Source organism: Streptomyces sp. OR43, assembly GCF_008042275.1.
Taxonomy (GTDB): domain Bacteria; phylum Actinomycetota; class Actinomycetes; order Streptomycetales; family Streptomycetaceae; genus Streptomyces.
In genome coordinates this window covers 1,511,861-1,524,183 of record NZ_RDBK01000043.1, presented here as the reverse complement: position 1 = coordinate 1,524,183, position 12,323 = coordinate 1,511,861, and the positions used below count along the sequence as shown (strand labels likewise).

Here is a 12,323-nt window from a genome sequence, read left to right as displayed (position 1 = left end):
GGCAGCCGCCGCGTAGGCGCGCTCACGGGCGCCCGCGAGGTCCTTGGCCGTCGCGGTCACGGAGAGCACGCGGCCGCCCGCGCTGACGACCCGGCGCCCGTCGCCGCCGAGCCCGCTGCGGGTTCGACGCAGGGCGCCGCGCAGGTGCGCAACATGTGGCCCGACATCCTGGAGGCGGTCAAGGGCCGCCGCCGGTTCACCTGGATCCTGCTCAGCCAGAACGCCCAGGTCACCGGCTTCGACGGCAGCACCCTGCAGATCGGCTTCCTCAACGCCGGCGCCCGCGACAACTTCGCGAGCAGCGGCAGCGAGGAGGTGCTGAAGCAGGCCCTGGCCGAGCGGTTCAACGCGCAGTGGAAGATCGAGGCGATCGTCGACCCGTCGGGCGGCGCCGGACAGCCCCCGCAGGTCGGCGGCGGCCGCCCCTCCGCGTCCGCTCCGCCGGCGCCGCAGCGCCCTGCGGCCCCCGCCCCACAGCCGTACGAGCCCCGGCCCGCGCCGGAGCGGCAGCAGCCCGGCGGCGGCTCCGCCCCGGAACCCGCACCCCCGTCGTACACCGCTCCCGAACCTCCCCGGTCGGTCGCCCCCGAGGACGACACCCCCGAGGCCGACGACCCCGACCTCGTCGACTCGGCGCTGTCCGGCCATGAACTGATCGTCCGGGAACTGGGCGCCACGGTCGTCGAGGAGTTCACCAACGAGTAGGGCGAGCGGCGGGGTCCGTCCGTGAAGGGCCCCGTCCCGCCGTCCGGCGCCCGGTGTCCACGGAGCGGCGCCCGTCAAGGGGGCGGCGCCCCGGCGGCTAGGCTGCACCCCGTGAAGGTCCTCGTCATCGGCGGCGGCGCCCGCGAACACGCCCTGTGCCGCTCTCTCTCCCTCGACCCCGACGTCACCGCTCTGTACTGCGCTCCCGGCAACGCCGGCATCGCAGAGGTGGCCGAACTGCACCCGGTCGACGCCCTCGACGGCGCTGCCGTCGCGCGCCTCGCCACTGAACTGGGCGCCGAGCTGGTGGTCGTCGGCCCGGAGGCACCGCTTGTCGCCGGGGTCGCCGACGCCGTGCGCGCCGCCGGTGTCCCCTGCTTCGGCCCGTCCGGAAAGGCCGCCCAGCTCGAGGGTTCCAAGGCCTTCGCCAAGGACGTGATGGCCGGGGCGGGTGTCCCGACTGCCCGCAGCTACGTCTGCACCACGCCCGCGGAGATCGACACCGCCCTCGACGCGTTCGGTGCCCCGTACGTCGTCAAGGACGACGGCCTCGCCGCAGGCAAGGGCGTCGTCGTCACCGACGACATCGAGACGGCCCGCGCCCACGCGCTGGCCTGTGACCGCGTGGTCATCGAGGAGTTCCTCGACGGCCCCGAGGTGAGCCTCTTCGCGATCACCGACGGCACCACCGTGCTGCCGCTCCAGCCCGCCCAGGACTTCAAGCGGGCCCTCGACAACGACGAGGGCCCGAACACCGGCGGCATGGGCGCGTACTCGCCGCTGCCGTGGGCCGACCCGAAGCTGGTCGACGAGGTCATGGATTCGGTCCTCCAGCCGACCGTCGACGAGCTCCGCCGCCGCGGTACACCGTTCTCCGGGCTGCTGTACGCGGGCCTCGCGATCACCTCGCGCGGTGTCCGGGTCATCGAGTTCAACGCGCGCTTCGGCGACCCGGAGACCCAGGTGGTCCTGGCCCGTCTGAAGACCCCGCTGGCCGGCGTCCTGCTCGGCTCCGCCAACGGAACCCTGGACGAGCTGCCCCCGCTGAAGTGGCGCGACGAGGCCGCGGTCACCGTGGTCATCGCCTCCCACAACTACCCGGACACCCCGCGGACGGGCGACCCGATCGAAGGGCTCGACGAGGTCGCGGCACAGGACGCGCCGCATGCGTACGTCCTGCACGCCGGGACCCGGCAGGACGGCGACCGGGTCGTCAGCGCGGGCGGCCGCGTGCTCTCCGTGACCGCGACGGCCAAGGACCTCGCGGGCGCCCGTGAGCGCGCCTACGCGGCGGCTGCCCGCATCCGGCTCGACGGCTCCCAGCTCCGTACGGACATCGCCAAGAAGGCCGCGGAGGCCTGACCCGTAGCTGCCGGCGGGGGCAGGGGTGGCCTGACCCCGTACCTGCCCTGAGAGGGTCGCGGAGACCTGGCTCGTACCTGTCGGAGAGGGTCGCGGAGGCCTGACCCGTACCGGCCGGAGCGGGCTGCGGAGGCCTGACCCGTATCGCCACGACCCACCACTGACGCGCCGCTGCCCTATGGACAGCGGCGCGTCAGCACCTTTACCCAAAGCCATTCCATCGAGTGACGGCTGAGCCATCCGGATGACGCCCGCCGAAGCCCCAACTAGGGTGCGGCGCAAGCGTTCCGGCACTTGGCCCACCGGCATTGCGATGTCAGTGACGGGTGCCACAGTGGGGGAGTGAGCAACACCGCCGTGGGGGCAGAGGGGGTGACGTCCGGCCGTGTCCGGTACCGCTACAGGTGAGGAGCTGGGTGCGCAGGCAGCGCGCGCCCGGGCTCTCGTGCTGCTGCGCATCCGCAGCAGGGCGACGGCAGCAGCGCTGCTGCCGGCCGCGTTCGCCGTCGTGCTGTTCGCCGCGGGCGCGCAGGGCTTCGCCGAGGGCAGCGGCTGGGACGCGGTGCGCTGGGCCGTGACGGCCTGCGCCGTGCTCGTCCTGCTCGTTGCCGCCGCCGTCGCGATCGCGGTCGTACGGGCGAAGCCGGCGGTCAGTCCGACCGTCCCGCTCAGCGAGGAGGCCGCTCCGGATCTCTACCGGCTGGTGCGCGAACTGGCGGAGCGGCTCGGCGTGCCCGCGCCTTCGGCCATAGCGCTCACGCCCGACTGTGACAGCTGGCTGGAGGACCGCACCCACCCGGCCGCGGAGCGCGCGGCCCGCGAGACCGCGGACCGGCACCGCGGTGGGCAGGCCGACGGTCCGGGCCGTCGGCCGGGTAGCCGTCGCCGGGTCCAGGCGGCACCCGTGCTGGTGATCGGCTCCCCGTTCCTCTGGTGGATGCGGGTCGCCGAGCTGCGGGCGGTGCTCGCGCCGGTCGTGGCCGGCACCGGCCCCTCCGCCCACCCCGACATAGCCGCGGCCCGGCGTTTCGTACGCGGGCTGGACGGCGCGGTCGCCGATGCGGCGGCACCCGTCCAGGGGACGTTGCGCAAGGTCCTGCGGCTGCCCGGCCGTTTCGTCGGCCGGATCGCCCGGCTGCTGCTGCGCAGTTGCCGTGGCCATGCCGCCGAGATGGAGCGGGGCGTCGCCGCCGCCGCGTCGACGCGGGCACAGGCCGTGGACTACGGGCTGCGGGTCGTCGCCCAGGAACAGGTCGGTCTCGCCTACGCGGGCTGGGACCGGCTGCTCACCCGCGTCGCGCTTCCCGCCTGGCGGATGGGGCGCTGGCCGTCCCGGCTGGACGCGGGAGTCGTCTCCGCCCTCACCGAGCTCTCCCGCCGTGACCGGCTGGCCGAGGGGTTCACCACCCGGCTCGGCGAGCGTCCCGCCTGCGACCTGCTGGAAGAGCCGGGAGCGGCCGACGAGGCGGCGTCCCTGCTGGCCGCGAGGCTCTTCCACGGCGGCCCCGCGGAGACCGGGCCCGACTGGGCCCCGGTGGACTGGCAGCAGTATCCGGAAGAGGTCGTCGACCGGAAGTGGCGCACCGAGGCGGCCAGGCTGCACCGGGTCCTGGACGGCATGGGCGTACCCGCCGCCTCCCGCACCGGTTCCGACACCGCGTGCGCCGGGGTGCCCACACTGGCACGCGTCGTCGAGCACCTTGCCGCGGGACAGGACGGCGGTGAGGCGCTCGCGGCCGGCATCAGCGCGGCCGTGGCCCGGGACGAGGCACGGACCCCTCAGCCGGTCAGCGGCGGCGCAGTGGACGCGGGCGGCCAGGTGCTGGACCCGTGGGGGGGCGATCCGCTCCCGCTCTTCCCGCTCCAGCCACCCCGTACCGGCACCGAACTGCTGGCGGACCATGTCGCGGCGATGGTCTGCTGCGCCGCGGTCGACACGGCGGGTGCGGCGCCCGGGCTGGACTGGCTCGACGGACCCGCACTCCTGGTGGACGGTGAACGTCCGGCCGACCTCGGCAGCCCGGTCCTCAGCCTGGTCGAGGACGGGGACGCGGGGCCGTTGCGGTCGTGGCTCGCCACCGTCGGCGTACGAACCGACAAGCCCGTGCGTCTCGTCTGAAACACGTGAAGGCGGACGGCTGTTCAGGCCGCCCACCCCCGACACCCGGAACGACAGGTTCCGTTCACGTCAATTCGCGACGAACGGTGACGGAGTGCATGCGTTATGTGATGTGCTGGGGATCGGCGCTGACAGTCGGCGCACCACTGTTGTTCCGGGGGCCTGAGGGAGGGATGCGTCATGGGGGCGGAGCAGATTCGGCGTTGGGAGTCGGGTGCCCTGGCGCACGCCGTCACCGATCCCTTCGGTCAGGGACCCCTTCCCTGGCTGCGCGGGAGTGAGAACTACTTCGACGACACCGGTCAGGTCGTGCCCTGGTACGCCGACCCCACCCTGCCCCGCGGCTCCACCGGCGGAGGCACCCGCACCGCCGACGACGTCCGCCGCCAGATCAAGGGATTCATCTCCACCGGCGCCGCGGCCCCTGGCGAGGCGATCGACTTCCACATCACCGTGGACCCGCCCCAGCAGTTCTCCGTGGACGTCTACCGGATCGGCCACTACGGCGGCGACGGCGCAGCGAAGATCACCACCAGCCCGCGGCTCTCCGGCATCGTCCAGCCGGCTCCTCTCACGGCCGACCGCACGGTCTCCTGCCACCACTGGTGGCAGTCCTGGCGGCTCCAGATCCCGACGTACTGGTCGATCGGCGCGTACGTCGCCGTGCTCACCACGGTCGACGGCCACCGCTCCCACATCCCCTTCACCGTCCGCGACGACCACCCGGCCGACCTGCTGCTGGTGCTGCCGGACATCACCTGGCAGGCGTACAACCTCTATCCCGAGGACGGTGTGACCGGCGCCAGCCTCTACCACGCCTGGGACGAACAGGGCCGGCTGCTGGGGGAGGAGGACGCGGCGGTCACCGTCTCCTTCGACCGCCCCTACGCCGGCGCCGGGCTTCCGCTCCACGTCGGCCACGCCTACGACTTCATCCGCTGGGCCGAGCGCTACGGCTACGACATCGCCTACGCCGACACCCGCGACCTGCACGCGGGCCGGATCGACCCGACGCGCTACCGGGGCCTCGTCTTCCCCGGCCATGACGAATACTGGTCGGTTCCCATGCGCCGCACCGCCGAACGCGCCCGCGACAACGGCACGTCCCTCGTCTTCCTCTCCGCCAACACCATGTACTGGCAGGTCAGCCTCGCGCCGTCGCCCTCGGGCGTCCCCGACCGGCTGCTCAGTTGCCGCAAGCGCCGGGGCCCGGGCAAGCCCGCGCTCTGGCGCGAGCTCGACCGCCCCGAGCAGGAGCTGCTCGGCATCCAGTACGCGGGCCGGGTACCCGACCCCCACCCGCTGGTCGTGCGAAATGCCGAGCACTGGCTCTGGGACGCGACCGGAGCCACCGAGGGCGACGAGATCGACGGCCTGGTCGCGGGCGAGGCGGACCGCTACTTCCCGCGCACGACGCTCCCCGAGCACGACAACCGCATCCTGCTCGCCCACTCCCCGTACCAGGACAGCGACGGGGTGACGCGCCACCAGGAGACATCCCTGTACCGGGCCCCGTCGGGTGCGCTCGTCTTCGCCTCCGGCACCTTCGCCTGGTCTCCGGCCCTGGACCGCCCCGGCCATGTGGACCCGCGGATCCAGCGGGCGACCGCCAACCTCCTCGACCGCATCTGCAAGCGCGCCTGAGGACACGGCCGCCCCCACCCGCTCCCGGCCGCGCGTCCGCACCCCCTGCGCGGCTGTCCGCACCCTGATACGGGACAATCGGAGCAGCTCCTGGATCAACCTACGCGGAGGCAGCGTGTCCGGATTTGTAGAAAAGCCCGAGCCCGTGCAGGTCCCGGGGCTCACCCACCTGCACACAGGCAAGGTGCGCGACCTGTACCGGAACGAGGCGGGTGACCTCGTCATGGTCGCCAGCGACCGGATGTCCGCGTACGACTGGGTGCTGCCCACCGAGATCCCGGACAAGGGCCGCGTCCTGACCAGGCTCTCGCTGTGGTGGTTCGACCAGCTCGCCGACCTCGTGCCGAACCACGTCCTGTCCACGGAGCTGCCCGCCGGCGCCCCGGCGGACTGGGCCGGCCGGACGACGATCTGCAAGTCGCTCCGGATGGTCCCGGTCGAGTGCGTGGCCCGCGGCTACCTGACCGGCTCCGGCCTGGTCGAGTACAACGCGTCCCGCACCGTCTGCGGCCTCGCCCTTCCCGAGGGCCTGGTCGACGGCTCCGAGCTGCCGGCGCCGATCTTCACCCCCGCCACCAAGGCGGCCGTCGGCGATCACGACGAGAACGTGAGCTACGAGGAAGTGGCCCGCCAGGTCGGAGCAGAGACCGCCGCACAACTGCGTCGCACGACCCTGGACGTATACAGCCGGGCCCGGGACATCGCACGCGAACGCGGGATCATCCTCGCGGACACGAAGTTCGAGTTCGGCTTCGCGCCCACCGCCGACGGCGGCGAGGAACTGATCATCGCGGACGAGGTCCTCACCCCGGACTCCTCCCGCTTCTGGCCGGCCGCCGCCTGGGAGCCGGGCCGCGCCCAGCCGTCGTACGACAAGCAGTTCGTCCGCGACTGGCTGACCTCGCCGGCCTCCGGCTGGGACCGCAAGAGCGAGCAGCCGCCGCCGGCGCTGCCCCAGGAGATCGTGGACGCGACCCGCGCCAAGTACCTGGAGGCGTACGAACTCCTCACGGGCACGCCCTGGAACTAGTGCCTCCCGGCACACGAAGAAGCCCCCGGCCGAAAGGCCGGGGGCTTCTTACTGAACCGAGCGGACGACCAGGTTCGAACTGGCGACCTCAACCTTGGCAAGGTTGCGCTCTACCAACTGAGCTACGTCCGCAAGCGCCGAAGCGCGAGAACTACTATACCCATCCCCGCTCGCGTGCGAGACGCACTACGGCATGACGATTCTCCGCCCCGAGCCTGGCGGCCGCCGCCGAGAGGTAGTTGTGCACCGTTCCCTGGGACGAGGACGCCCGCTCAGCGATCTCCGCGACCGGTGCCCCATCGGCCGCCAGTTCCAGCACCTCGGCCTCGCGCCCGGTCAGCGGGGAGTCGCCGGCGGCGAGGGCGTCGGCCGCCAACTCCGGGTCCACATAGCGGTTTCCGGCATGCAGTGCGGATGATGCCGGCCAGTTGCCGAGCGCTGACGGTCTTCGGCACGAACGCCCGCACGCCCGCTGTGAGTGCTCTCTTGAGATGCCCCGGGAGGCCATGACGCGTGACGATCACGGTTCTGCCGCCCGGGAGTTCGGACCGTATCGATGTGGCGACGCTCACACCGTTCGCCCCCGGCACCTCCAGATCCAGCACCACCACATCGGGGTGGTGCGTTCAGGCCATGGCAAGGGCCTCGGGGCCGGTCGTTCCTCGAGCCTGCGCACCAGCTCCCAGGTGTCACGCCGCCCCTCGGCGTCGAGGCCGGTGGTCGCTCCGTCGAGGAAGAGCACCTCGGGCCGGCCGAGCAGGGCCGGCGCCAGGTCCAGCCGTCGCCGCTCGCCACCGGAGAGCTGCTTGACCCGGAGAACGAGACGCCGGTCACGGCCTCGAAGCCACCCGCGTAGCTGCGCCGGACACCGTCCACCTCGATCACGGCGGTCTGGGGAATTTCGTCGCTGGTCATGGACTCAAGGTTTCCGCCCGGGCCGGACCAGGAGCAGTGTGAGCTGTCATCACTGCCCATGACGGAAGTCATGTATCGCCGGCTGATGGCAAACGCCATGTGTGAAGACGGCCGAAGAGGGGAGGGATATGGCCAGAGCCCGAATACGACGAAGGCCCCGGTCGAAATCGACCAGGGCCTTCGATCAAGAGCGGACGACCAGGTTCGAACTGGCGACCTCAACCTTGGCAAGGTTGCGCTCTACCAACTGAGCTACGTCCGCATTGCAGCCACTCGGCTTTCACCGGTGGAGCGAGCACTACTCTACCTGATCCACTGGAGTGGTCGAGAAGAGTGATGCAGAGCGGGTGACAGGAATTGCACACTGCGCCTTCCCCCTGGAAGGGGGATGTTCTACTACTGAACTACACCCGCACGCTGCGTGAGGTCCGGCTTTGCGGCCTTGCCCCTCGGCGTGCTCCAGACTCTAGCCGACCTGCAGGGGTGTCGCGCAAGTCGGCTCCCGCGGGGTGTCGCCCGGGTGGCCGGTGACGGGCGGTCCGATGCCCGCCGGCCGACCGTCCGTCACCGCCCGTCGGCTCAACTTGCTTCCTGGAACGCCTCGTAGACCTTCTTCGGGATCCGGCCCCGGGCCGGCACCTCCATCCGGTGCGAGCGGGCCCAGGCGCGGACAGCCGCGGGATCGGGCGCGAGAGAGGTGTGCCGGTACGAGACGGGAACCTTGCCGTGCTTGCCTGCGTTTGTCTGCTTTCGGCCGGCCGCCATGTACGGCGCCAGGGCCTTGCGCAGCTTCTTCGCATTGGAGGGATTCAGGTCGATCTCGTACGACTTCCCGTCCAGGGCGAAGGTGACCGTTTCCGCCGCTGCTCCCCCGTCGATGTCGTCGGAGAGCGTGACCACTACGCGCTGAGCCACGGATATCGGTCCTTTCCTACGGCATCCTCGCCTGACATGCGTGGATGCCGGCCTTCCGGCTGTGAGCGCGGATGCGGGCCGACCGGTGTCGACCGTTTAGGGGCAATGCTGCTTTCCCCGGTAATCATTTGTACAGCGGTGGGCCCCGCATTGTGAAGCCCGCCCAATTACCTGCGCGTGTCAACCTGATTCGTGTGCCGCTGGTGGGGATTTTTGTCGCAGGATTTTTCGCCCCGGTTGTCGCGCCCGATATCCCGGCGTGATGTGGTCCGCATCCCGGCGTGATGTGGTCCACCCGATATCTACCCGCGTAGAATTTCCGGCCAGGTACGCTGAGGGGACCCGCGGGGGTCTGGGGAACCCCCCGGAGAAACAGCCGCACCACACCACCACACCGGGAGTGCCAGTGGCACGCGTCGTAGTCGACGTCATGCTCAAGCCCGAGATCCTCGACCCGCAGGGACAGGCTGTGCAGCGTGCGCTGCCCCGTCTCGGCTTCGAGGGAATCGCGGACGTACGTCAGGGAAAGCGTTTCGAGCTGGAGATCGAGGGGCCGGTCGATGACGCCGCGCTCGCTCGTATTCACGAGATGGCCGAGACGTTCCTCGCCAACACCGTGATCGAGGACTTCACCGTGAAGGTGGAGAAGGCCGAGGAGTCGAAGTGACTGCTCGTATCGGAGTCGTCACCTTTCCGGGCACGCTCGACGACCAGGACAGCCTTCGGGCCGTACGCGTCGCCGGTGCCGAACCCGTATCGCTGTGGCACCGCGACAAGGACCTGCACCAGGTCGACGCGGTCATCCTCGCGGGCGGTTTCTCCTACGGCGACTATCTGAGGGCCGGAGCCATCTCCCGCTTCTCGCCGGTCATGGAGACAGTGATCGAGCAGGCGAAGGCGGGCATGCCGGTTCTCGGCATCTGCAACGGCTTCCAGATCCTGACCGAGGCGCATCTGCTGCCCGGTGCGATGCTGCGCAACAACCACCTGCACTTCATCTGCCGCGACCAGAAGCTCCGCGTCGAGAACGCCGAGACGTCCTGGACCTCGGACTACTCCGCAGGCCAGGAAATCTCCGTACCGCTCAAGAACATGGACGGCCGCTACACCGCCGACGAGCACACGCTCGACGAGCTGGAGGCCGAGGGCCGTGTCGCGTTCCGCTACGTGGACGTGAACCCCAACGGCTCGCTGCGCGACATCGCCGGCATCACCAATGCCACGGGCAACGTCGTCGGCCTGATGCCGCACCCGGAGCACGCCGTGGAGCCGCTGATCGGCACCGGTCGTACCGACGGTCTCGGTTTCTTCACCTCGATCATCAAGAAGCTGGTCAACGCATGAGCCTGGACACGGTCAAGCACGCGGCCGAAACCCCGGACGTCGAGCAGCCCTGGAAGGAGCTCGGCCTCAAGGAGGACGAGTACGCCAGGGTCCGCGAGATCCTGGGCCGCCGTCCCACCGGTGCCGAGCTCGCCATGTACTCCGTGATGTGGTCCGAGCACTGCTCCTACAAGAGCAGCAAGGTCCACCTCAAGCAGTTCGGCGAGAAGGTTCCCGCCAACGACGCGATGCTCGTCGGTATCGGTGAGAACGCCGGTGTGGTCGACGTCGGCCAGGGCTACGCGGTCACCTTCAAGGTCGAGTCGCACAACCACCCCTCGTACATCGAGCCCTATCAGGGCGCGGCCACCGGCGTCGGCGGCATCGTCCGCGACATCCTCGCCATGGGTGCCCGCCCGATCGCGGTCGTCGACCCGCTGCGCTTCGGTGCGGCCGACCACCCCGACACCCGGCGCGTCCTGCCGGGCATCGTCGCGGGCATCGGCGGCTACGGGAACTGTCTCGGCCTGCCCAACATCGGCGGCGAGGTCGTCTTCGACGCCTGCTACCAGGGCAACCCGCTCGTCAACGCCGGCTGCATCGGCGTGATGAAGCACGAGGACATCCACCTGGCGCAGGCCTCCGGCCCCGGCAACAAGGTGATCCTTTACGGTGCCCGCACCGGCGGCGACGGCATCGGCGGCGTCTCCGTGCTTGCCTCGGAGACCTTCGACGACACCAAGCCCACCAAGCGGCCCGCCGTCCAGGTCGGCGACCCGTTCCAGGAGAAGCTCCTCATCGAGTGCACCCTGGAGATCTTCAAGGAGAAGCTCGTCGCGGGCATCCAGGACCTCGGCGGCGCCGGGCTCTCCTGCGCCACGTCGGAGCTGGCCTCCGCGGGCTCCGGCGGCATGCGCGTCGAGCTGGACACCGTGCCGCTGCGCGACTCCTCCCTCTCGCCCGAGGAAATCCTCATGAGCGAGTCGCAGGAGCGCATGTGCGCGATCGTCGAGCCGCAGCACGTGGACCGCTTCCTGGAGATCTGTGAGAAGTGGGACGTCATCGCCACCGTCATCGGTGAGGTGACCGAGGGCTCGCAGCTGGAGATCTTCTGGCACGGCGAGCAGATCGTGGACGTGCCGCCGCGGTCCGTCGCCCACGAGGGACCGACCTACCACCGTCCGTTCGCCCGCCCGTCCTGGCAGGACGCGCTGCAGGCCGACGACGCCGGCAAGCTGGCCCGTCCGGCCAACGGTGCCGAGCTGCGCGAGCAGGTTCTGCGGCTGGTCTCCTCCCCGAACCAGGCGTCGAAGGCCTGGATCACGGACCAGTACGACCGGTTCGTGCAGGGCAACACCGTGCTCGCGATGCCCGAGGACGCCGGCATGGTCCGCATCGACGAGGAGTCCAACCTCGGCGTGGCCATGGCGACCGACGGCAACGGCCGGTACGCGAAGCTCGACCCGTACACCGGCGCGCAGCTCGCGCTGGCGGAGTCGTACCGCAACGTCGCCGCCTCCGGCGCCAAGCCGCTCGCGATCTCGGACTGTCTGAACTTCGGTTCGCCCGAGGACCCGGACGTCATGTGGCAGTTCGCCGAGGCCACCCGTGGCCTGGCGGACGGCTGCCTGGAGCTGGGGACTCCGGTCACCGGCGGCAACGTGTCGCTGTACAACCAGACCGGTGAGACGGCGATCCACCCGACGCCGGTCGTGGCCGTGCTCGGTGTGATCGACGACGTCACACGGCGTACGCCGGTCGCCTTCAAGGAAGAAGGCCAGCTCCTCTACCTGCTGGGTGACACCCACGAGGAGTTCGGCGGCTCGGCCTGGTCCGAGGTTGTCCACCAGCACCTCGGCGGCATGCCGCCCAAGGTCGACCTGGGCCGCGAGAAGCTGCTCGGCGAGATTCTGATCTCGGCCTCCCGCGACGGCATGATCGACGCGGCGCACGACCTGTCGGACGGCGGCCTGATCCAGGCGGTCACCGAGTCCTGCCTGCGTGGCGGGAAGGGTGCCCGGCTGGTCGTGCCGGACGGACTGGACGCGTTCACGTTCCTGTTCTCCGAGTCGGCGGGACGCGCGATCGTCTCGATCCCGCGCAGCGAGGAGCTCCGCTTCAACGACATGTGCGGGGCGCGGGGTCTGCCCGTGACCCGGATCGGCGTGGTGGACGGCGAGGAGATCGAGATCCAGGGCGAGTTCAGCATTCCGCTGAGCGAGCTGCGTACGGCACACGAGGAGACGATCCCCGCCCTGCTCGCGTAGCCGGTCGGATACGTCCGTCACCCTTCGCGCAAGCCCCCGTCCG

At 70.7% G+C, this 12,323-nt stretch carries 8 protein-coding genes, 3 tRNA genes and 3 pseudogenes; 8 read left to right on the top strand and 6 right to left on the bottom strand.

The genetic code is table 11. From position 1 onward, the window contains the following. From EAO72_RS43320 to EAO72_RS25410, 5 genes and pseudogenes are all read left to right on the top strand, one after another. Positions 1-705: pseudogene (locus EAO72_RS43320) on the top strand (DNA polymerase III subunit gamma and tau); the annotation flags it as partial. Between the two features lie 111 nt (positions 706-816). Further along, positions 817-2,067, top strand: coding sequence for a phosphoribosylamine--glycine ligase (gene purD / locus EAO72_RS25425; protein ID WP_148019540.1), 1,251 nt, complete (start codon positions 817-819; stop codon positions 2,065-2,067). 385 nt (positions 2,068-2,452) lie between these two features. Beyond that, a complete protein-coding gene (locus EAO72_RS25420; RefSeq protein WP_148019539.1) occupies positions 2,453-4,186 on the top strand; it encodes a hypothetical protein in 1,734 nt (577 codons plus the stop codon). A gap of 180 nt (positions 4,187-4,366) precedes the next feature. Further along, on the top strand, positions 4,367-5,830 hold the full coding sequence (locus EAO72_RS25415; RefSeq protein ID WP_148019538.1) for a N,N-dimethylformamidase beta subunit family domain-containing protein: 1,464 nt from the start codon (positions 4,367-4,369) through the stop codon (positions 5,828-5,830). Positions 5,831-5,945: 115 nt separating this feature from the next. After that, positions 5,946-6,860: a phosphoribosylaminoimidazolesuccinocarboxamide synthase gene (locus tag EAO72_RS25410; RefSeq protein ID WP_148019537.1), complete on the top strand. Its 915-nt coding sequence runs from the start codon at positions 5,946-5,948 to the stop codon at positions 6,858-6,860. A gap of 59 nt (positions 6,861-6,919) precedes the next feature. On the opposite strand, the gene EAO72_RS25405 is transcribed toward EAO72_RS25410, so the two are convergent. The 6 genes and pseudogenes from EAO72_RS25405 to EAO72_RS25380 form a co-directional block, all read right to left on the bottom strand. Next, positions 6,920-6,992 (bottom strand) — tRNA-Gly (locus EAO72_RS25405). A 22-nt stretch (positions 6,993-7,014) separates the two neighbouring features. Further along, positions 7,015-7,528 (bottom strand): annotated as a pseudogene (locus tag EAO72_RS25400) (response regulator transcription factor); the annotation flags it as partial. Then, positions 7,519-7,689: pseudogene (locus EAO72_RS25395) on the bottom strand (ATP-binding cassette domain-containing protein); the annotation flags it as partial. The pseudogenes EAO72_RS25395 and EAO72_RS25400, both read right to left, overlap by 10 nt. A gap of 275 nt (positions 7,690-7,964) precedes the next feature. After that, positions 7,965-8,037, bottom strand: a tRNA-Gly gene (locus tag EAO72_RS25390). A gap of 80 nt (positions 8,038-8,117) precedes the next feature. Beyond that, positions 8,118-8,189: transfer RNA gene (locus EAO72_RS25385), tRNA-Gly, on the bottom strand. A 165-nt stretch (positions 8,190-8,354) separates the two neighbouring features. Further along, positions 8,355-8,690: a histone-like nucleoid-structuring protein Lsr2 gene (locus EAO72_RS25380; RefSeq protein ID WP_185092256.1), complete on the bottom strand. Its 336-nt coding sequence runs from the start codon at positions 8,688-8,690 to the stop codon at positions 8,355-8,357. 406 nt (positions 8,691-9,096) lie between these two features. Between EAO72_RS25380 and purS the strand changes: the two genes are divergently transcribed. From purS to purL, 3 genes are read left to right on the top strand one after another with little or no spacing between them, the layout of a single operon-like run. Continuing rightward, entirely contained in the window at positions 9,097-9,357 is a 261-nt protein-coding gene (purS, locus tag EAO72_RS25375; RefSeq protein WP_136330173.1) for a phosphoribosylformylglycinamidine synthase subunit PurS, read from the top strand. After that, positions 9,354-10,034: a phosphoribosylformylglycinamidine synthase subunit PurQ gene (purQ, locus tag EAO72_RS25370; protein ID WP_148019536.1), complete on the top strand. Its 681-nt coding sequence runs from the start codon at positions 9,354-9,356 to the stop codon at positions 10,032-10,034. Before purS ends, purQ begins: the two co-directional genes overlap by 4 nt. Beyond that, complete coding sequence (gene purL, locus EAO72_RS25365) at positions 10,031-12,280, top strand: phosphoribosylformylglycinamidine synthase subunit PurL (RefSeq protein ID WP_148019535.1); 2,250 nt, start codon at positions 10,031-10,033, stop codon at positions 12,278-12,280. Before purQ ends, purL begins: the two co-directional genes overlap by 4 nt. The last annotated feature ends 43 nt before the right edge of the window (positions 12,281-12,323 follow it).

Excerpts from the sequence above, each read along its gene's own strand:
- EAO72_RS25415 (WP_148019538.1), top strand. The coding sequence starts at position 4,367 with ATGGGGGCGGAGCAGATTCGGCGTTGGGAGTCGGGTGCCCTGGCGCAC.
- purL (WP_148019535.1), top strand. The coding sequence starts at position 10,031 with ATGAGCCTGGACACGGTCAAGCACGCGGCCGAAACCCCGGACGTCGAG.